This window comes from Caballeronia sp. M23-90 (genome assembly GCF_053574605.1).
This window is the reverse complement of the sequence record NZ_JBSIPA010000087.1, coordinates 1-18,560: the sequence shown is the minus strand read 5'-3', so window position 1 is coordinate 18,560 and position 18,560 is coordinate 1. Positions and strand designations below refer to the sequence as shown.

Annotated in this window: 18 protein-coding genes and 1 pseudogene; 6 read left to right on the top strand and 13 right to left on the bottom strand. The window is 57.8% G+C overall.

What is annotated here, in order from left to right; genetic code table 11:
• Positions 1-104: 104 nt before the first annotated feature.
• Complete coding sequence (locus ACRXB1_RS11665; RefSeq protein WP_449492091.1) at positions 105-797, bottom strand: DUF2242 domain-containing protein; 693 nt, start codon at positions 795-797, stop codon at positions 105-107.
• Positions 798-1,526: 729 nt separating this feature from the next.
• Positions 1,527-2,510 (bottom strand): hypothetical protein, encoded by a 984-nt coding sequence (locus ACRXB1_RS11660; protein ID WP_449492090.1) that lies wholly within the window; start codon positions 2,508-2,510, stop codon positions 1,527-1,529.
• Between the two features lie 399 nt (positions 2,511-2,909).
• Between ACRXB1_RS11660 and ACRXB1_RS11655 the strand changes: the two genes are divergently transcribed.
• The 3 genes from ACRXB1_RS11655 to ACRXB1_RS11645 all read left to right on the top strand — a co-directional run bounded on the left by ACRXB1_RS11655 (position 2,910) and on the right by ACRXB1_RS11645 (position 7,137).
• A complete protein-coding gene (locus ACRXB1_RS11655) occupies positions 2,910-3,560 on the top strand; it encodes a hypothetical protein (protein WP_449492089.1) in 651 nt (216 codons plus the stop codon).
• 359 nt (positions 3,561-3,919) lie between these two features.
• Positions 3,920-5,170 (top strand): hypothetical protein, encoded by a 1,251-nt coding sequence (locus ACRXB1_RS11650; protein WP_449492088.1) that lies wholly within the window; start codon positions 3,920-3,922, stop codon positions 5,168-5,170.
• Between the two features lie 1,583 nt (positions 5,171-6,753).
• A complete protein-coding gene (locus tag ACRXB1_RS11645) occupies positions 6,754-7,137 on the top strand; it encodes a hypothetical protein (protein ID WP_449492087.1) in 384 nt (127 codons plus the stop codon).
• 110 nt (positions 7,138-7,247) lie between these two features.
• Here ACRXB1_RS11645 and arsN2 read toward each other — a convergent pair whose 3' ends face one another.
• From arsN2 to ACRXB1_RS11605, 8 genes and pseudogenes are all read right to left on the bottom strand, one after another.
• Complete coding sequence (gene arsN2 / locus ACRXB1_RS11640) at positions 7,248-7,727, bottom strand: arsenic resistance N-acetyltransferase ArsN2 (RefSeq protein ID WP_449492086.1); 480 nt, start codon at positions 7,725-7,727, stop codon at positions 7,248-7,250.
• A 10-nt stretch (positions 7,728-7,737) separates the two neighbouring features.
• A pseudogene (locus tag ACRXB1_RS11635) lies at positions 7,738-8,974 on the bottom strand (MFS transporter).
• Positions 8,955-9,719 carry an arsenical resistance protein ArsH gene (arsH, locus tag ACRXB1_RS11630; RefSeq protein ID WP_449492085.1) on the bottom strand — a complete coding sequence of 255 codons (765 nt, stop codon included), beginning with the start codon at positions 9,717-9,719 and terminating at the stop codon, positions 8,955-8,957. Before arsH ends, ACRXB1_RS11635 begins: the two are co-directional and overlap by 20 nt.
• Entirely contained in the window at positions 9,716-10,141 is a 426-nt protein-coding gene (gene arsC / locus ACRXB1_RS11625) for an arsenate reductase (glutaredoxin) (RefSeq protein WP_449492084.1), read from the bottom strand. Before arsC ends, arsH begins: the two co-directional genes overlap by 4 nt.
• A gap of 11 nt (positions 10,142-10,152) precedes the next feature.
• The gene (gene arsB / locus ACRXB1_RS11620; protein ID WP_449492092.1) at positions 10,153-11,223 is read right to left on the bottom strand and encodes an ACR3 family arsenite efflux transporter; all 1,071 of its coding nucleotides are present in this window, start codon (positions 11,221-11,223) and stop codon (positions 10,153-10,155) included.
• Positions 11,210-11,731 carry an arsenate reductase ArsC gene (locus tag ACRXB1_RS11615; protein WP_449492083.1) on the bottom strand — a complete coding sequence of 174 codons (522 nt, stop codon included), beginning with the start codon at positions 11,729-11,731 and terminating at the stop codon, positions 11,210-11,212. Before ACRXB1_RS11615 ends, arsB begins: the two co-directional genes overlap by 14 nt.
• Positions 11,732-11,747: 16 nt before the next feature.
• A complete protein-coding gene (locus ACRXB1_RS11610; RefSeq protein WP_143325606.1) occupies positions 11,748-12,194 on the bottom strand; it encodes an ArsI/CadI family heavy metal resistance metalloenzyme in 447 nt (148 codons plus the stop codon).
• Positions 12,191-12,523, bottom strand: coding sequence for an ArsR/SmtB family transcription factor (locus tag ACRXB1_RS11605; protein WP_449492082.1), 333 nt, complete (start codon positions 12,521-12,523; stop codon positions 12,191-12,193). The genes ACRXB1_RS11610 and ACRXB1_RS11605 overlap by 4 nt, the downstream gene beginning before the upstream one ends.
• A gap of 669 nt (positions 12,524-13,192) precedes the next feature.
• Between ACRXB1_RS11605 and ACRXB1_RS11600 the strand changes: the two genes are divergently transcribed.
• Both ACRXB1_RS11600 and groL read left to right on the top strand, forming a co-directional pair.
• A complete protein-coding gene (locus ACRXB1_RS11600; protein ID WP_031362728.1) occupies positions 13,193-13,483 on the top strand; it encodes a co-chaperone GroES in 291 nt (96 codons plus the stop codon).
• A 106-nt stretch (positions 13,484-13,589) separates the two neighbouring features.
• Positions 13,590-15,233, top strand: a complete 1,644-nt coding sequence (gene groL / locus ACRXB1_RS11595; RefSeq protein WP_213779839.1) for a chaperonin GroEL — start codon at positions 13,590-13,592, stop codon at positions 15,231-15,233.
• A 142-nt stretch (positions 15,234-15,375) separates the two neighbouring features.
• Here the strand turns inward: groL and ACRXB1_RS11590 are convergent, their stop codons facing one another.
• The 3 genes from ACRXB1_RS11590 to ACRXB1_RS11580 are packed head-to-tail and all read right to left on the bottom strand — an operon-like array spanning position 15,376 to position 17,507.
• On the bottom strand, positions 15,376-15,798 hold the full coding sequence (locus tag ACRXB1_RS11590) for a hypothetical protein (protein ID WP_449492081.1): 423 nt from the start codon (positions 15,796-15,798) through the stop codon (positions 15,376-15,378).
• On the bottom strand, positions 15,791-16,612 hold the full coding sequence (locus ACRXB1_RS11585; protein ID WP_449492080.1) for a DUF72 domain-containing protein: 822 nt from the start codon (positions 16,610-16,612) through the stop codon (positions 15,791-15,793). The genes ACRXB1_RS11590 and ACRXB1_RS11585 overlap by 8 nt, the downstream gene beginning before the upstream one ends.
• A 25-nt stretch (positions 16,613-16,637) precedes the next feature.
• A complete protein-coding gene (locus ACRXB1_RS11580) occupies positions 16,638-17,507 on the bottom strand; it encodes a hydroxymethylpyrimidine/phosphomethylpyrimidine kinase (RefSeq protein WP_449492079.1) in 870 nt (289 codons plus the stop codon).
• 354 nt (positions 17,508-17,861) lie between these two features.
• Here ACRXB1_RS11580 and ACRXB1_RS11575 point away from each other — a divergent pair, with 354 nt between their 5' ends.
• Positions 17,862-18,032 (top strand): rubredoxin, encoded by a 171-nt coding sequence (locus ACRXB1_RS11575; RefSeq protein WP_025527884.1) that lies wholly within the window; start codon positions 17,862-17,864, stop codon positions 18,030-18,032.
• Positions 18,033-18,560 lie beyond the last annotated feature (528 nt).

Sequence of the window (18,560 nt, the reverse complement as noted above, 5' to 3'; positions counted from 1 at the left end):
TGGCGTTATCGGTAGCGAATCTGCCTTCGATTTCGGCCGCGCCCGGCGGCAACGCGATCACTTTTAGCGGTGGTTCGGTGAACGTGCCGGAGTGAGCCGCGGTCTTACGGCGCCGGCGTTGGCGATGAAGCCGGCAGCGCCGGCACACTCACCACCGGCGTCTGCACGACGATCGGCGTTGGCGTCAGCTCCGGCGTATTCAATATCAGCGATGGCGCGAGCGGCCGGCTGGTGACATCGTCGCCGGGAATGGGGGAACTGCGCGGCACGGTGCGCAGGTAATGGCCGACGAGACCGAAGAACCGGTCGTAGAACTTGCCCGCCGGAACGGTCTCGCTCGAAATCTTGACCATGGAGTCGCTGTTCGAGCGGATTGGCAGCGACAACGATCCGAGCACGCTCAACCCCACGCTCGCCGATGTATCGCTTTTCTTGAGCGTATAGCCGTCCTGCACGGCGTTCACATATGCGATGCTGGTGTTGCTCGCGTTCTCGCCCGGCGTGCAGACCACATGAAACGACACAACCACGTGCGTGTCCGGCGTCGGCTGGAAATTCTTGGTGGCATCGACGGTATCGGGCTGGGCCATCGTCGTCATGTAGCCTTGGCTTAGCAACGCGCGGCGCGACGCTTCGCAGGTTTCCTGGCTGGTTGCGTCGTAGTTGTGCGCGAACGGGCTTACGCCGGTGGAAAACATCTCCGCTTGGTAGCTCGGCGTGGGCGTCGCTTTACCTGCGCACGCGGCAAGGATCAGCAAGGGAAAGGCGAGGGAAAGATGGGAAAGCGGCTTGTACATGACAGTCTGCGGGACGAATCGAGGGACATCGGCGGGCTAGATTGTAGTGTGCCGCAAGGGCAGGCGTAAAAAGGTGCAAAATTACTCAAGAGCAATTTGACCTATGAAACGTCTTGCGCCCAGTTCTATTTTGAACTCGCGCTGTTATCGAAGGATGTTCACATGAGAAAAACATCTGTATTGGAGAACAAACCGACCAAGGTCATTCAGGCGCCGAACGATACGCGATGTGAAGAAGTTGCCGAACTCACGAACGAGCATGATAAGAACACAGCCTCACTTAACCACGCGTGCACCGCTCGGCCTGATTGGACTTCATTTGCCGCTGAACCGGCCGCATGTGTCGACTTCCTTGACTTGCGTCCGGATGTGATCCCAATCCTGCAGCCTTCCAGGCGGTAAAAAACTTGGGGATCGGGCCGGCGCCCAAACCTCGTTTCGAGGTTCATCGAGCCTTGAATTGCGGATGCTATCGGTACAAGGCTTCGCAGTCACTTGTCATTTAACGTTAGCCGCGGTTAGTTTTGCGTGACAATCAGCAGCATCTGCGGACCTGAAACACGTTCCCGGCTAGGTCAGCCCGACTGTCGCGATCTAATGGTAGACCTCCCCTCCGGTTTGAGTGGTTAATGCCCCCTCCACTCTGGCATACCGAAGCCGTCAATGGGTGGGGACGTCCATCACATTGCATTTATGATCGGATAACGGCGTTGCGTGGAAAAGCGCGCTTCAACCGCCTGCGATCGACTGGAAGTCGGCGTAGGTTTCCGTGTAATTGGCAGTCTTGCCGCCCGAGGTCACGGTGATCCCAACTGTGTTCGCGTTCACGGCGGATAACGTCTCGACAGTGTCATCGGTCGTCAGCTGCACGACACCTTGCTGAAGGTCACCACCCGTGACCATGACGGCAGTCGGCGTCGACACGTTGAATGCAATAACCGCATCGCTCGCCGACACGCTTACTGCGGCGCTGCTCGTGACCGAATCCGTTGTGGGGTTCGTCCCGTGAATGCGCGTCATGGCCAGTGATGACACGGTTATCGTGCCACTCACATCACCCGAGGTTGCCGTGCTCTGCGTGCGGTTGATCGTGATCGAAGGCGCGGTTGCCGTCGTGGTGGTCAAGCCCGTGCTTGCATCGAAGGACACGGCGATGTTGATCGTTCCATTGAGCACATTGGTTCCCTTGCCCGATACCAGCGTGACGGTGTTGGCGGTTTCCGTGGCGGTGTAAGCCCAATTGCTGGTCTTGCTGCCGACCTGGCCGCTCGCGCTCTGGACCTGAAGCGAGATCGTGCCCGTGGCCTTCGCGTCGCTCGCGACTGTCGCTGCCTCCACTTGCCCAATGCACTGATTGAAGGTGACCGTCGCGCTCTCGCCCGCTTGCAGGCCGGCTGCGCCCGCGCTCTGTGCAACGACATCGACAGAACCGCCCCCCGCGCACGCCGTGCTCGATGCACCCGTGGCAGACGACACATCCTGCACGAAGGACGACACCACCGACGTATAGATCGCCGCCACGCCCGGACCTGCGAGCATGCCGAATGCGCCGGCATACTTGGCCACGTGTTCGCTCTGAATCGCAGTCGAGAGTTTCAGCACGTTGGAAACCGGCGCGTCGGAGCCGCCGCCCCCGCCGCAGGCGTTCAAACACAATGATGTCGTGATAACGGCCGCCGCTGCGACAGATCGAATCCCTTGATACAAAGCCATGCCAACTCCAGTCGTTTTCTTGCCGCGCGTTTGCGCGGAACGTGAATGGGGCGTGCCCCAGATGATTGAGCGGGTTTGCGGGGAAAGCGGCGTAACCGTATGAACCGCGGAACCCAAGTGTGAAACGGATTATCACGGTCTGCGAAACGAATCGATTCATCGAACAACGGCCAGAAAAATAGTCAATTCGAGCGGCACTTAAAAACGGTCGGCGCACTTTTTATGAGAAGAAACGAAAGAGCAGGAACGCGCCGCATGCCGTTGCGCAGAACGCCGAGCGGTCATTTTTCCTTATTTCGAATTACGCTTAAAAGCGACCACTATTCACCGCATTGAATCGAATCCTGAAACCTTAAAGTCTCGACTTCTGGAAAAGCCGGGCTAACAAGGAGAGGGGCGGTGAGGAAATTTTTGAGCGCAGCGGCGGCTGCGGGAATTGCGGTATGTGCATCGAACGTGCAAGCGCAGGAAATCTATGCGCATGCTGGAACATTGGGGGCAGGTCTCGGGGCCGCCTACTCGTTGACAACATGGGCGGGCGTGCACGCAGAGGTGGAGGGCTTCGGTCTTTCGCACTCGGTAACAGTGGATGAAAACAAGTACGACGGGCATCTGAGCCTCAAGCAAGGCGGCGTATATCTCGACTTGTTTCCGTTTCGCAATAGCGGCTTTCGAGTTACCGGCGGTGCGCTCATCAACGATGACGAGTTGAGAGCCCACGCCGTCCCGAACGCGCAAGGAAACTACAAAATCGGCGGTGATTTCGTACCCGCTGTGGGCGCGGCGCCGTCAGCAGTGGCGAAGCTGCCGACAGTGATGCCGTACATCGGATTGGGATACGGGCACAAGCCGGTTTCTAAGGGGTTTGGCTTCACCTTCGACATTGGTGCGGCCTATGGTCGGCCGCATGTGGACTACAACATCCCGGCAATCTACAGCTTGTTCACATCACAAGACAACATTCTGCAGGCCGAGCAGAAAGTGACGCGTGAAGTGGAGAAGTACCACTGGTATCCGGTGGTGCAGTTGGGGATTAGTTATCGCTTTTGATCGATTCGCCTGATAGACACAGCACGGAACCGTTTAGTCCTGAAGCAATTGGATTTCTTGTTGTCGCCGCTCGGCCAGGAAGGGACGTTCGACACACAGCCGCAGATCGTTGGACAATCTCGCACTACCGACTGTCCGACCAGCCGCAAGAATGCTATCGCGCACGGGGAAATTCGTGTTCTACCAAAATGGTTTGAGGGAAAATCGAACACCCCAAATCTACTAATCGATGACGAATTCTTTTGTGTGCGGAGCAAATAGTAAATACAGCGACGCTCCAACAATGAGAAAAAACTTGGCGTGGGAGGCTGAGACAACAGCCGCGCTGAAAAATATGTCAACACTACATGGGGCTTTTGATGGCGCTGTATGAAATGACGGGCGAAAGCCTTAAAGCAATCGATCCGAAGACCTTCACAGAACTTGGACTGTTGGAGCGTGCAAACATCCAGAGGGCTATCAAAACGCACATCGCTGCGATTACGCCAAAAGTAAAAACGATGGTACTCGCCGAAGAGTTCGGAGATTGGGTCGGTGCCAACCGGCGTATCGATCTGCTTTGTCTCGACGATCAAGCGAACCTTGTAGTTGTGGAATTGAAGCGTGACGATGCTGCGCATATGGAGCTGCAAGCGCTACGATATGCCGCAATGATTTCGACCATGCGTTTCGAGCAGGCCGTGGAAGCGCATAGAAAATACTTGCTCTCAATCGGTTCGAGTGAGGATCCTGCGCAGGAAATTCGAGACTTCCTTGATGTGGAAGAGGGTGAGGCGGTAGCGTTGTCCGACAAGGTACGTATCGTTTTAGCTTCTGCCGAATTCTCTACAGAACTGACTACAGCGGTCCTTTGGCTGAACAAGCAGGGGCTAGATCTTCGCTGTGTACAAATGCGCCCTCATCAGATCGCTGATCGTGTATTGCTCGATATCCAGCAAGTAATTCCCCTCCCGCAGGCGGAAGAGTATCAGGTTGCGGTTCGTGAAAAGTCGATGGAGCAAGACGCTGCCCGCGTGCAGGACCGGGATATGACACGTTATGACCTGACCATCGGCGAGAATATTTTTCCCAATCTGCCGAAGCGCAGGCTTATGCTCGGCGTGGTTGGGGAAGCCATCCGCCAAGGCATGTCGATATCTGAAGTTGAAGGGGCCGTAGACTGGCGTGGGAACATGTTCATCACAGCGGATGGCACTTTGGATGGCGCTCAACTGACGGAAGCATTCGGAGGCAAGAAGCTTCGGTACTTTACCGATGACAGTGAGCTATTCCACATAACTGGCAAGACCTATGCGCTTTCGAAGATGTGGGGCGAGAGAACTCTCGAAGCCGTCGATAACCTGCTTAATCGCCTGCCCAACTCCGAGATGATTTCGTATGTGCCATCCTCGGGCGTAGTGGATGAGGTCGTCTATGGCAATCACGTACTCCGCCGGCGCGAGAGTGGCACGATTGACGTTGAGAAGGACGGGGTGCCTGTGGCGCCCGTAATGCCGGTGTTGCGCGAATTAGCGGCGCGGTTGGAGGTCCGGCAACTTAACGGCAGCGGGGGCGCGCTAAATACAAGGCAACTGGGCAAAGCGGTTATGGATGCAATTCGCTCCCAATAGCGCCTGCGGTACTAAGAACCCGCTTACGAGGTGGAGATATGCTCGCAGGGAAAGTTCGCAGCGGCGGATTCTGTCGGCAGGGACCTACGCCGCAGGCATTTGCCAACAGCGGAAGTTGGACAGCGTTTTCGAACGCATCCGCATCCGCATCCGCGTCGGCATCGGGAAATGTATAAGACGGACGGGGTCGATCAGAGCCGGTCGTTGTCAGGCTCACTTTGTTAAGGATTGTTGGACGCCAGCCCGCCGGCGCCGGGGTAGTCACACGCCTGCGGTTTGGGGCAGACGTCCAACGATCCTTAACAGCCTAAGCCGGTGGTCGTCCGCCCGGGTTCGGCCACAATAAGCCCTTCGACACACGGACGCGAATCGTCGACAATTGCAAAGAATACATAACAGACGCCAGCACATGACCCGTCCGCCCCGTTTGCCCGACCTGCTAGTAAACTTTGCTTTGACCGCGCTCAGAAACGACGGCTTGTCGAAACGAGTGATGTCAGGATACCGGCCGATCTACAAGGTGCGGTCTGATTATTGGTCCAGTGCCCATCACGAATTCGTGGACGGCAACGGAGTTGAAACTGGGGGAAATGGTCAAGCGGAAGTTTGGCTTCTCACGCCTCAGGCCTACCCAAAGGCTTTCTGGGTTGGTCGACGCGTCGAAGTAGCCGAGGGCACAAGAATTGTTGGGCTGGTTGAGGTGCTACAAATTTTGAATCCGACGCTTAAGCTCCCTAATTCGGCAAACGATTCGCCTCCGACGTTGGCTCGACAAATGGAAATCCCTCGCGGGATCAAAAACGAGGCACTTTGGCGAGAGCGCTGCCGAGAAATTCATGCTAGGGCGACCGATCTTCTGGAGGGACGCGCCGGGATCGTTGAGACCGCTCGTGCAATGGACCCCCCCAGCGTTTTGGAGACAAGTAGAGAGCGATTCCGAGTTCGAGCTGTTTCGTACAATTGACTCGGAGACTCTCGGTCTACCGGTCGGGGCGGTCCGACAATATTGGGTCCCCGAGGCGCTTGCACGTGAAGATGTTCGCATCCATGCCGCCGAGAGTCGCCGGAGGGAACAAGCACTTGCTGCCGCTGCAAAGTTGGTAGAGCGATACAACTGGGCTCTTCAGCGAAGGGACTCGCAGTCCGACGAGACATAGATGACGCACTTATACGATGACATTAGAGCACTGGCGAAATCTATGCCGACGTTGGTTTCGGGCGGCACGCAGAGCAGCTACTAGCTGCTCTGCGTGAAGGATCGACCGGAACGGAGATTTTTGTGATCTTGCGTTCACGCCCCTCCGACGTCATTGACGATGGAGCTGTACCCGCACAGCATAAAGATGAAGCCGCGGGACTGCGTACCAATGTGGTCCATGCGTTGAAATAATCCGTCCGGGCACCCGTATCTCGCGTCCGGCAAGGGCATTTGGCAGTTCAGGGTCGGACACGGTCCGTCCGACCCGATACAGCCTTTTGTGCGAGTCTCATGCGATGAGCATCGGACCAGGTACGGCCAGTAGCGGTCAGTCGACAGGCGGACACAGATCGTCGACAAATCCTTTGAACCGAAGAGGACTGCCGTGGGAATCAACGAAGACATCAAGCGCTTGCGTGATTGCGGCGAAGTGCGCTGCGGAGTTTTACCGTATTCGGCGCCAACTCCCGCTACTGTAGCGAAAGCGTTCGAGCTGCGCGATGACGACGCCTCTTATCGCGAAATTGATGAGAGCACGGCGCATTCCTTTGTTGATGAGGTGCTGCATCGCGACCAAGCGTACAGCGTCGAGATAATGACTGCGGCTCAGGCGGAACAATTGACGGGCAAATTTTTGGAACAGTTCGGCGCTCAAGCTCGGTACTTCACCAACAACTGGTGTCCAGTTACCGACGCGACCTTCGATGTGGGAGTTCTCGTAATCGGTGTCTTACAGTCAGGGTGTCTTTGGGTCGAGGACGAGGATTGAGGTCGAGGTGACTTTGGTGTCGGTCACCTCCGCCGCTGATCGGCGACTGCCCATAGTGGTCGACGATCGCCAACAAGAGCCGGCGACAAACTGGCCTCGAGCGTCGGAAATCAGTTTGATAGCGGTCGCTCGGCGATGGGCGCGGAAGTTGCCGTACGAAGCCGCTTTCGCATACAGGAGGCCGTCGACGGACACAGCTCGGCGAATTGTCTGCATAACCGAACTTCGCGGTGGACTTCTTCGCGGCTCACACTCTTGTAACCGACTCGCTCGAAAAATCGCTCCGCCGTTGTTGTCAGTAGCCAAACATCCTGTCGTCCGCAGGCGCGTGCGTTGTCTTCGAGGCGTGCCACCAGTGCACTTGCGATTCCTAGTCCGCGTGCCTCCGGCGCGACGGCGAGTGATCTCAGCAGCACGCTAGAGCCCAGCTGTTCAAGTCCGCCGATGCCGATAACCAATCCGCTTGCATCTTCTGCGACCAGAAATCCTGTGATGAGTGCCTTTGAGATATCGGCGACAGGTAAGTCGTTCGTGCCTAAAAGGCTTTTGATTGTGCTCAGGTCGGCCTCATCGGCTATTCGTATCTGCATGGCAGCATGCTCATTCGAGATTGACTTGGCGGCCGCCGAGGTTTTCCTCGGAGGCGAGACGCGTCGCCAGGATGAACGCAACGGCTGAAACCAATGACACCAGCAACACGGTCCATTCGACAGGGAGATAGTTTCCGCCGATCGTCCAGATTGCAGCGGCCGAAATCGGCGCAATGCCCTTGGCAATATTCGAGGGCATCGAGAGGAGTCCGCTCACGGCTCCATAGCCCTCTGTCCACATCACGTCCTGCACGATCGTCCCGCGCAAGATCGTCATCATGCCGTTGGCGCCACCGTAGACGATCGCAAACAGGATAAGCAACGCCGGCGACGTCCCGGCGCACATGAGAACGATTACCGAAGCTGGGAGTGCTGCCGTAATCACAATCCCCACGATTGACGGCCGCACGTTGCGGCCCGATCGTGAACCACAGCACGCGGGCCAGAACTTGCGCCGGGCCAATGACGGCCATCGTCGTCAAGATCAGCGCAGGCGACACGCGCCGTTGCGCCATCAGTGGTACCAGATGGAACGTGAGCGCAGCGAATGTGGCGTAGTAGGCTGTGAAGAACACTGCGAGCGCCCAGAATGTTGGCGTGCGTAGTGCGCGCCGTGTGGCCGCTGCATTGGCAGCTTTCTGCGTCGCCTTGTAATTTGATTCGCCATCGCGTGGCGCATCCCCGCCGATCGCGAAGATGTGCAGCGGCAGGCAGATCGCCAGATTAAACGCGGCAAGCACGAGCAATGCGCCCCGCCAATCGCACCATTTGATGAGGCCTTGAGTTAGGGGGATGAAAACCGTACTCGCAAAACCGGCTACCAGCGTAATGAGCGTGATCCGGGTGCGAAAGCTGTCAGGAAAATCGCGTGTGACCACCGCGAAGACCGGATCGTAGAGCGTGGCAGCCATCGCGACGCCAAGACCGGCCCAGACGACAAACAATATCGCGAGGCTATTTGCCTGAGACCATAGCGCCAACATCGCCGCAGCAAGGGTAGACCCGCAGACCATGACGCGACGGCCGTGGCCGCGATTGATCCACGTCCCGATGGGATACGCCGCGAGTCCCGAGATCAGCAGACCGATCGAGAGCGCTGCGTTTGTGGCGGTACGGCTCTAAGCTAGCGCACTTTCCATCGGTACGACAAACAGCGGGAACGCGTAATAGATCGAACCCCATGACACGAGTTGTGCGGCGGCGAGTGCCCACGTCGCGCGGACACCGTCACTGCGTTTCGCTGTCATCGATATCGGCGTTGAGGCTTACCGCTCCTTGGTTCATCGCGGCGCTCGCCAGCGACGTGGCAAGCTCCGGATGCGCTTCTTTTCGCTCGCTGTAACGGTCGGTCAAGTACTCCGAGCGATCGCGCACGAGCAGCGTGAACTTGTACAGCTCTTCCATTACGTCGACGACGCGATCGTAGTAAGCCGATGGTTTCATCCGTCCTTCAGCATCGAATTCCTGCCAGGCCTTTGCCACCGACGACTGGTTCGGAATGGCCACCATGCGCATCCAGCGGCCGAGCACGCGCAATGCATTGACCGCATTGAACGACTGCGATCCGCCGCACACCTGCATCACCGCGAGCGTGCGGCCTTGGGTCGGGCGGATGCCGCCGATTTCGAGCGGTAGCCAGTCGATCTGGTTTTTAAATACGGCCGTCAGCGTGCCGTGACGCTCCGGGCTGCACCATACCTGGCCTTCCGACCATTCCGACAGTGCGCGTAGTTCGGCTACTTTCGGATGATCAGCACTGACACTGTCGGTCACCGGCAGGCCGTGCGGATCGAAGACCCGTGTTTCGGCGCCGAAATGGCGCAGGATGCGATCGGCTTCTAACGTTAAAAATTGGCTGTATGACGTGGGGCGCAACGAACCGTAGAGCAGCAGGATCCGTGGCGCATGTTGCGAAACCGCGCGCGGTTCGAGTTTGCGCAGATCCGGCATGTCGAGATGCGGCGTGCTGATGTTGGATAGGTGTTGTGTCATTCGCGGACTCTGCGTCCTTCGCCATCGATGACCGGTTCGCCGTCCTCCTTGGCAAACGCACCTTTTTGCGCTGCTGGCAGGATGTCGAAAACGACTTCGGAGGGCCGGCACAGGCGCACGCCAAGCGGTGTGACGACAAGCGGGCGATTGATGAGGATGGGATGTTCCAGCATCGCGTCGAGCAATTGCTCATCGGTCAATGATGGATCGCCCAGACCCAGATCGGCGTAAGGCGTGCCTTTTTCACGCAACGTAGCACGTACTGTGATCCCGGCGCGGGCGATCAAATCCTGCAGCGTGCTCCTGGTCGGCGGGGTTTTCAGGTATTCGATGATTTCTGGTTCGATGCCCGCATTGCGGATCATGGCCAGCGTATTGCGCGACGTCCCGCAATCCGGGTTGTGATAGATCGTGATGCTCATACTCGTTGTCCTTAGATGCTTTGTTTTGCTTCGTACCAGTGCTGCGAGCGATTGACGACGCCGACGACTAGCAGCATCACCGGCACCTCGATCAGCACGCCGACGACGGTGGCCAGCGCCGCGCCGGAATGAAAGCCGAACAAGCTGATTGCGGTGGCCACTGCCAGCTCGAAGAAATTGCTTGCACCGATCAGACTGGATGGGCCCGCCACGCAGTGCGCTACTCCAAGCCGCCGATTCAACAGGTAGGCGAGACCGGAATTGAAAAATACCTGAATGAGGATCGGCACTGCGAGCATTGCAATAACGAGCGGCTCCTTGATGATCGCCCGCCCTTGGAAGGCGAAAAGTAGCACCAAGGTCGCGAGCAGCGCGCAGATCGAATAGGAACCGAGGTGTGCGACGCTCTTCCGAAAATGTGCCTCGCCCTTCGCCTCCAGCATTCGGCGCAGCAGTTGAGCGAGGATGACCGGGATGATGATGTAGAGGCCGACCGAAATAATTAGCGTATCCCATGGCACCGTAATGGCCGACAAACCAAGCAACAAGGCGACGAGCGGCGCGAAGGCTACGATCATGATGGAGTCGTTCAGCGCCACTTGCGATAACGTGAAATACGGATCGCCCTTGCAGAGCTGCGACCAGACGAACACCATTGCTGTGCAAGGAGCTGCAGCCAGCAGGATCAAGCCGGCGATGTAGCTGTCAAGCTGACCTGCGGGAAGCCACGGCGCGAACACATGACGGATGAAGATCCAGCCGAGTAAGGCCATTGAAAACGGCTTGACGAACCAGTTCACAAACAGCGTGACGCCTATTCCACGCCAATGACTTTTGACCTGAGTCATCGCGGCAAAATCAATCTTGACCAGCATCGGAATGATCATCACCCAGATGAGCACGCCGACCGGGAGATTGACCTGCGCCACTTCCATGCGGCCGATTGCCTGAAAGAGCGCGGGAAACACCTGCCCGAGCAGGATACCGCCCACGATGCAAAGGGCAACCCAGATGGTCAGGTAGCGTTCGAAAAATCCGATCGCCGGTTGTGCGCCGCCAACCGCGGTGTCAGTACTGCTCATTTGATTCCTCTGCAGGCCTTTCACCGATCGCGCGCATTTCGTGCTGTATCGCGTTGCTATTAAGCACATGGAGCGGCAGGTTCACAAACTGGCTCGCGCGGCTCATGATTTGCCGATATACCTTGGTGAATACATTGCGCTTGTCTTCATCGCGGCCCTCGAATGCGGCTGGATCTTCGAAGCCCCAATGCGCTGTCATCGGTTTGCCCGGCAAGATCGGGCAGACTTCGCCCGCCGCTTGATCGCAAACCGTGATCACAAAATCCATGGGTAAAGCGTCAGGTGTTGCGTACTCGTCCGAGCCCTTGCTACGCATGTGCGACGTGTCGTATTCGAGCGCTTCACATCGTTCAATGGCAAACGAATTGACCGCGCCGGAGGCATGGCTACCGGTGCTGTACGCCCGGAACTTCCCTTTGCCCAAAACGTTGAACAGCGCCTCGGCCATGATGCTGCGCGAGCTATTTCCTGTGCAAAGAATCAGAACTGGGTAAGATTTATCGCGCACGTGCGGCTCCGAATCGTCACAACGGATTCAGCAGGGAGCAACATGCGGCTGTTGATTGCGCTTTTGCTTGCGTTCGATCGTGGGACGCACCGTAGATCGGTGCAGCTTCGAGGGTTTTGAACGTCTCCCAAGCGACGCCCTGCGGATCGACCGTCCACACCTTATCCGACTTGGAGTAGCAACAGATGGTCTTCGTCTGTGTCTGTACCGGCAGCTTTGCCGCAGCGAAGCGTGCATTCATCTCTTCCAACTCTGCGTCGGTTTCAACCTGGATGCCGATGTGGTCAACGCCCGGTTTCGCGCCCCGCTGCGAAATCGCGAAATTGACGGCCGGATCGGTCAGTTCCCATTTGCAGTAATTGCTCTTGAGAACTGTGGGTTCTTTGTTGCCGAACATGGCGCTGTAGAACTGAATGCTGTCGCTGAGGTCTTCGACCGCGACATGGATATGCATGCGCTTCATGGTGTATCTCCGCAGCAGGCGGGGAGATCGCTCGCGGCACAGGTCGCGCCGGCGCAACAGTTCTCCGTCAGGAAGTCGATCAGACCTGTCATGGCGTCAAAATTCGCGGTGTAGATGATGAAGCGGCTTTCTTGCCGTGGCTTCACCAGGTCCGCATGTGACAGATCCTTGAGATGAAATGACAGACTTGAAGGGGAAAGCCCGAGCTGCTTCGCGATCTCACCAGCGGCCATGCCGTCTTGCCCGGCGACGACCAGCAGGCGGAAGATCGCGAGGCGCGATTCGTGGGCGAGGGCGCTCAACGCGCGTACGACGAGATCAGAGTCCATACGCAGAACGATAGAACATTCGATTCGATAATTCAAGTATTGTCGAAATATATTCGTGGCGCAAAGCTGTGGAGATGTATGAGGCGGGAGATCAGATTGTTCGAGCGACTGGTGCCACGCAAAAACCGACCGCTCAGTCAGTCTTAGGGTCCGTCGCTTTCGGGTCGACTAGCGACTGTCAACCACCACGTCGTTAGCGGTTTGTTGCCTCATTTCGCGTAGCGCGGTCTGCAACTAAGTTGCCAATCTTTCCGCCGCGCACTTACTTGCACCTTTCAATGGTGCTGAACCCGGCAAGATTCGGGTGTACCGCACATTGGCAGTTCTCGGCGTTCCACGGGATATACCTGAAACACGAATGACAACGTCCTCGTCAGATCACTTGAAGACGAGCTGTGGCGTTGCCTGTGATTTGCCGTATCGCCAAAAAGATTTCACGGTCGGTTGCGGTAAGCGCTGGCGAACGCCAGTTGAATTGTTGCAGTTAGATTCCGAAACCTGAGCGTATTTCTCGTCCTTCTCCATATCCTTCTTGAAATTACCGACTGGAGTGCCATATACTTAGCACTCGTCGCACGAGAGTGCTAACAGTTTTCCGGCCGGTGATTCTCTGAGTCGCCGGACGGGCTTCCCGCGTTTTTTATAGTCTCAGTTAAGAGAGGAGTGTGTATGAACCTTCGTCCTTTGCACGATCGCGTCATCGTTAAGCGTCTGGATCAGGAAACCAAGACTGCCTCGGGCCTCATCATCCCCGATGCTGCAGCTGAAAAGCCGGATCAAGGCGAAATCCTGGCCGTCGGCCCGGGCAAGCGCGATGACAAGGGTACGCAAAACGCCCTCGACGTCAAAGTGGGCGACCGCGTGCTGTTCGGTAAATACGCTGGTCAGACTGTCAAGGTCGACGGCAATGAACTGCTCGTGATGCGCGAAGAAGACATCATGGCCGTTCTGGTCAAGTAATCACCTTCAAGCCTGCGGCCTCCAGTCGGCGCGATCGAACCGCTTTCCCGCGACTCTCGCCCGACCTGGAACAAGCCAAAACTGAAACGAATCAAGGAGTTTGAATATGGCAGCTAAAGAAGTCGTATTTGGCGATATCGCCCGTGCAAAGATGGTTGAAGGCGTGAACATCCTGGCCAATGCGGTCAAGGTCACGCTGGGCCCGAAGGGTCGTAACGTCGTCCTGGAACGTAGCTTCGGCGGCCCGACGGTCACGAAGGACGGTGTTTCGGTTGCGAAAGAAATCGAACTGAAAGACAAGCTCCAGAACATGGGCGCGCAAATGGTGAAGGAAGTTGCTTCCCGCACCAGCGACAACGCCGGCGACGGCACGACGACGGCTACGGTCCTGGCCCAGTCGATCGTTCGCGAAGGCATGAAGTACGTTGCATCGGGCATGAACCCAATGGACCTGAAGCGCGGTATCGACAAGGCAGTGACCGCTGCTATCGAAGAACTGCGCAAGATCAGCAAGCCTTGCACGACGAACAAGGAAATCGCCCAAGTCGGCGCGATTTCGGCCAACAGCGATTCGTCGATTGGTGACCGCATTGCAGAAGCGATGGACAAGGTCGGCAAGGAAGGCGTGATCACGGTTGAAGACGGCAAGTCGCTGGAAGACGAGCTGGACGTGGTTGAAGGTATGCAATTCGACCGCGGCTACCTGTCGCCGTACTTCATCAACACGCCGGAAAAGCAAGTTGCCGTGCTCGAAAACCCGTTCGTGCTGCTGCACGACAAGAAGGTTTCGAACATCCGCGATCTGCTCCCGATCCTGGAACAGGTTGCGAAGGCTGGCCGTCCGCTGCTGATCATTGCTGAAGATGTCGAAGGCGAAGCTCTGGCTACGCTGGTTGTGAACAACATCCGCGGCATCCTGAAGACCGTTGCTGTCAAGGCTCCGGGCTTTGGCGATCGTCGCAAGGCCATGCTGGAAGACATCGCGATCCTGACCGGTGGTCAAGTCATCGCTGAAGAAACCGGCCTGACGCTGGAAAAGGCTACGCTGGCTGAGCTGGGTTCGGCCAAGCGCATCGAAGTGGCGAAGGAAAACACCACGATCATCGACGGCGCTGGCGAAGCTGTGAACATCGAAGCGCGCGTGAAGCAAGTTCGCACGCAAATAGAAGAAGCTACGTCGGACTACGACCGCGAAAAGCTGCAGGAACGTGTCGCCAAGTTGGCTGGCGGCGTTGCAGTGATCAAGGTTGGCGCGGCTACCGAAGTCGAAATGAAGGAAAAGAAGGCACGTGTTGAAGACGCACTGCACGCAACGCGCGCAGCTGTGGAAGAAGGCATCGTGGCTGGTGGCGGCGTCGCGCTGATTCGCGCTCGTTTGGCACTGAAGGACCTGAAGGGCCTGAACGCTGACCAGGACGCAGGTATCAAGATCGTGCTGCGCGCAATGGAAGAGCCGCTTCGCCAGATCGTCACGAACGGCGGCGAAGAAGCCAGCGTCGTGGTGGCAGCAGTTGCAGCCGGTACGGGCAACTTCGGCTACAACGCAGCAACGGGCGAGTACGTCGACCTGGTGGAAGCCGGTGTTGTGGACCCGACCAAGGTGACGCGTACGGCACTGCAAAACGCGGCATCGGTGGCAGGTCTGCTGCTCACGACCGACTGCGCTGTGTCGGAACTGCCGAAGGAAGACGGCCCGATGGGCGGCGGCGGAATGCCGGGCGGAATGGGCGGCATGGGCATGGACATGTAATTTCGGCTTCTGCCGGGATTGCGTGACAACGCGGGCTTCTTCGGAAGTCTGCGTTTTGCCAGAAGTTGTCAAAGAAAAAACCCGCATCGGGCAACCGATGCGGGTTTTTTCGTATGCGCGTCAAGCCGGGTTTTAGTTGCTGTTATTTGCTGTTCTGTTCGCGCATCTTTTCGGCTACGGCCTTGTAATCGTAGGTCGGATAGAACTCTGTTCTGTAGCCGCCCCACGCGGTGGTTTCGATTGCGCGATTCACTTCGCGCAGTTTGTCAGCGGGAACACGCAGCGTCACCACCTGGCCGATACCCATCATCACGTACCACGAAACCACCTGGACGCCGGGCGGAGGAAAGGCCTTGAAGTAGCCTTGCTCCTTCAACTGCTGGTTGATCTGCGGCAGCGTTTTCGATTCGTCGTGCTTGAGGAAGATTGTGAGGAGGAAGGTTCCATCGCCAACCGGTGTGGCCGCGTTTGTCGCGCTCGTTGGCGGCTGCGTCTGCGCCATCGCCGATGTCATACCGCCAGTTAAAAACAAAGCAGCGCTCAACCACTTCACGTACTCACGCATCGGCTTTCTCCTTTACGGCAATGCGTTTCTTGGGACGGGCGTTCAGTGCCCGGCGGCTTTTCACACGTAACGCATTGAACTGCGCGGCGCCGGCGGCGGTGTTGTCGAAGATGCACCAGACGTCGTGCGCTTTCTTCGCCCGGTCGTGAAGCGTGAGGGCGAGGGCATCAAGGTAAGGAAATTCATACGATGAGCGGTACACGTCGGGCGAGCCATGGAGCCGGAAGTACGCCAGCGACGTATCCGCCCGATGCTTGATCGCGCAGTCATCGGGTTGCGGGTCGGCATCGACGTAAGCGACGCTTTTCGATTTGAGCAACGTGGCGACGCCCTTCGCAAACCAGCTTTCGTGCCGGGCTTCGAGCGCGATGGGAATCGCGGTGCGCTCGCGCATCGATGCAAAAAACGCCTCGGCTTCGTTAGCATCGAACGCGAGGCTGGGCGGCAATTGCACGAGCCAGCAACCCAGTGTGTCGCCCAGTTGCGTGGCGGATTCGAAGAACGCGTCGAGCAGCGGTTCGCACGAAACGAGGCGTGCGTCGTGCGTAATGGCCTTCGGGATCTTCACCGAAAATCGAAACGTGTCGGGCACGCTGTCACGCCAGCGGGCATACGTCTCGGGACGATGCGGCCGATAAAAACTCGAGTTGATTTCAACGCACGTGAGCACTTGCGAATAGCGCGCGAGGTGCGTGCCGTCGCCGGGGAAGTGCTCGCCGACGGCGTCGGTGAGCCCCCAACCGGCGCAGCCTATACGGACTGCGCCGACGGGATGTTTCTTGAGTGACGGGAGCGAAGCTTTGCGCAGCGGCATGTTTTAGTTTCGCTCCAGATCAGTTTCAGTGGCGTGCTTCGCCAGGTGCGGAGGGTGGCGCGTCGACCACCACGGGCGCTGTCTCTTCGTCATCGTTCGAACGAGCCCAAAAGAATCGATCCGGCATATATGCGCCCATGCCGGGCCTGAAGGCGGCTCGCGTCGCCTGGAAAACGTATTCTTGCGCTTCGCGCGCGGCTTCCGCCGGTTCCTGCCCGTTCGCCAGCAGCGCGGCAATGGCCGAGCCGAGCGTATCGGTAATGCCCATCATGCGATGTTCGGTCCGGTCCCACGTGTCCTGCCGGATCTGTCCTTCCTCGCTGTACAGCGTGTTCACGTGCCGGTGTGTGCCCGTTTCTGTCGCCAGGATGTACTCGCAGCCCTGTGACAGCAGATGCGAGATCGCGGCGTCAAGCGTGGGCGCTTCGGCGTCACCGTCGGGCTGCGCAAGCTGCAGGAGGGTGGCGTGATCGGCAACGAGCATGGTGGTTTGCGGCACCAGCAAATCGGCCATCGATTCCCGTAGTTCGTCCGCGGCCAGCACGTGTTCGTCGTCAAGCGTGAAATCGGGTGCGAGAATAAGCGGGACATCGTCGTAGTCCGCCACGACTTCCGCGATCGCGGCCACGACCTCCGCACGGGTTGCCGCGCCGATCTTGAACGCCGCCACGGGCATATCCTCCAGCAACATGCGGGCCTGAGTACCTACAGTTTCAGGATCGAGACCGGTAACTTCGTCGCAAGTGGCGGAATCGCGAACCGTGTAGCCGGTCAGCACGGTCAGTCCGTGGCAGCCCATGCTGGCCAAGGTTAGCAAGTCGGCCTGCAGGCCGGAGCCGCCGGTTGGGTCGGACAAGCCAAAAGTAAGAACAATCGGAGGGGTATCGCTAGGCATCGGGTGGTTTTTTCTGGTCTTTCGGCTAAAGAATCGTCGGGCAGCCGGAAACAAATGGTTCGGTGCAAACGGCACGATTATGCGGCCTAACGACGCCTTGCCACATGATCCGAACACTTTTTCCAGGGATACAAGCAAAATCATGCCAGACATTGAGCGAACCGAAACGGCGCACACGGCGCGGTATTTGCTCCATCGCCGTTTCGTATCGCCGGCGAAATGCCGGCGTGCATGTTGACATCCTTCATGACGGAAACCGGGTGATTGCCCAGCACTGCTGCATTGCTAGGCATCGCAGCGCCAAACCGGTACCATCATGCACTCATTTAACCGATTCCCCGACGCGACATAAGCATGGAATACAGAAGCTGGATGTGCCTGATTTGTGGCTGGATTTACGACGAAGAAGCGGGTCTGCCTGAGGAAGGCATAGCGCCCGGCACGCGTTGGGAAGACGTTCCAATCAACTGGACGTGTCCCGAATGCGGCGCTCGCAAGGAAGACTTTGAGATGGTTCAGATCTGAGCAAAGGCTCGGACATGATGCAGGAAAGCATTTAAAACCGCGCCGCATGGATGGGATGCCTTCATGCGGCGCGTGTTGTTTACGGTGGTGAAGCAGGACTCTCAAAGCGCAGGAAGGTGGGCGTGCGGTATGACGTGGCGTGTCGAGGCGGTAGACAACGCGACCACGGGCGAAGGCGTAGGGCTTGTTGATCAGGCCGGACACGCCTGAAAACGCCAATCCGCAGGAGTGTTTGGCCAAGGAAACGATTCGGCAAACGTAGGTCCGGGTTTGTATCGCAAGATGTGAACAGCATGTAAAAAGCGACATGCGCCCGGGTTCGACCCAGATCCATCCAATGTACGGCCTCGCGCTGTGCGTTGGCTCGTGAGCGTTCCATGACTACTCTGTCCGGCTTGACCAACACGTTCCAGGCATTGCCCAATCCGCGCGGCGGCGCGGTGCGGATTGCTGAAATGGCGCTGACCGACGCGCAACATGCGTTTCTGCGTGACGGCGACACGCTCGGCGTCCTGCGCCGGGCGATAA

Bases quoted from the DNA above. Each gene is read 5' to 3' on its own strand.
- ACRXB1_RS11610 (WP_143325606.1), bottom strand. From the start codon at position 12,194: ATGAAGCGCATGCATATCCATGTCGCGGTCGAAGACCTCAGCGACAGC.
- ACRXB1_RS11575 (WP_025527884.1), top strand. From the start codon at position 17,862: ATGGAATACAGAAGCTGGATGTGCCTGATTTGTGGCTGGATTTACGAC.
- ACRXB1_RS11660 (WP_449492090.1), bottom strand. From the start codon at position 2,510: ATGGCTTTGTATCAAGGGATTCGATCTGTCGCAGCGGCGGCCGTTATC.
- arsN2 (WP_449492086.1), bottom strand. From the start codon at position 7,727: ATGCAGATACGAATAGCCGATGAGGCCGACCTGAGCACAATCAAAAGC.
- groL (WP_213779839.1), top strand. From the start codon at position 13,590: ATGGCAGCTAAAGAAGTCGTATTTGGCGATATCGCCCGTGCAAAGATG.
- ACRXB1_RS11650 (WP_449492088.1), top strand. From the start codon at position 3,920: ATGGCGCTGTATGAAATGACGGGCGAAAGCCTTAAAGCAATCGATCCG.
- arsH (WP_449492085.1), bottom strand. From the start codon at position 9,719: ATGACACAACACCTATCCAACATCAGCACGCCGCATCTCGACATGCCG.
- ACRXB1_RS11600 (WP_031362728.1), top strand. From the start codon at position 13,193: ATGAACCTTCGTCCTTTGCACGATCGCGTCATCGTTAAGCGTCTGGAT.
- ACRXB1_RS11665 (WP_449492091.1), bottom strand. From the start codon at position 797: ATGTACAAGCCGCTTTCCCATCTTTCCCTCGCCTTTCCCTTGCTGATC.
- ACRXB1_RS11605 (WP_449492082.1), bottom strand. From the start codon at position 12,523: ATGGACTCTGATCTCGTCGTACGCGCGTTGAGCGCCCTCGCCCACGAA.
- arsC (WP_449492084.1), bottom strand. From the start codon at position 10,141: ATGAGCATCACGATCTATCACAACCCGGATTGCGGGACGTCGCGCAAT.
- arsB (WP_449492092.1), bottom strand. From the start codon at position 11,223: ATGAGCAGTACTGACACCGCGGTTGGCGGCGCACAACCGGCGATCGGA.
- ACRXB1_RS11590 (WP_449492081.1), bottom strand. From the start codon at position 15,798: ATGCGTGAGTACGTGAAGTGGTTGAGCGCTGCTTTGTTTTTAACTGGC.
- ACRXB1_RS11580 (WP_449492079.1), bottom strand. From the start codon at position 17,507: ATGCCTAGCGATACCCCTCCGATTGTTCTTACTTTTGGCTTGTCCGAC.
- ACRXB1_RS11585 (WP_449492080.1), bottom strand. From the start codon at position 16,612: ATGCCGCTGCGCAAAGCTTCGCTCCCGTCACTCAAGAAACATCCCGTC.